Here is a 251-nt window from a genome sequence, read left to right on the forward strand (position 1 = left end):
GTTGATGCTGAGTCACTATCTGATGTGCTTGTACTTGCTGAGTCTGAAAGACTCTCACTTGTTGATGCTGAATCACTATCTGACGTACTTGTACTTACTGAATCAGAATCACTTTCACTTGTTGATACTGATTCACTACCTGATGTGCTTGTACTTGCTGAGTCTGAAAGACTCTCACTTGTTGATGCTGAATCACTATCTGATGTGCTTGCACTTACTGAATCGGAATCACTTTCACTCGTTGATGCTGA

General features: G+C 41.0%; 1 protein-coding gene. It reads right to left on the reverse strand.

Translation table 11 applies throughout. The annotated features are described in order from the left end of the window. The coding region (locus CD127_RS11410; protein WP_206168813.1) for a hypothetical protein at positions 1-251 on the reverse strand (251 nt) is incomplete at both ends.

Source organism: Staphylococcus petrasii, assembly GCF_002902565.1.
GTDB lineage: Bacteria > Bacillota > Bacilli > Staphylococcales > Staphylococcaceae > Staphylococcus > Staphylococcus petrasii.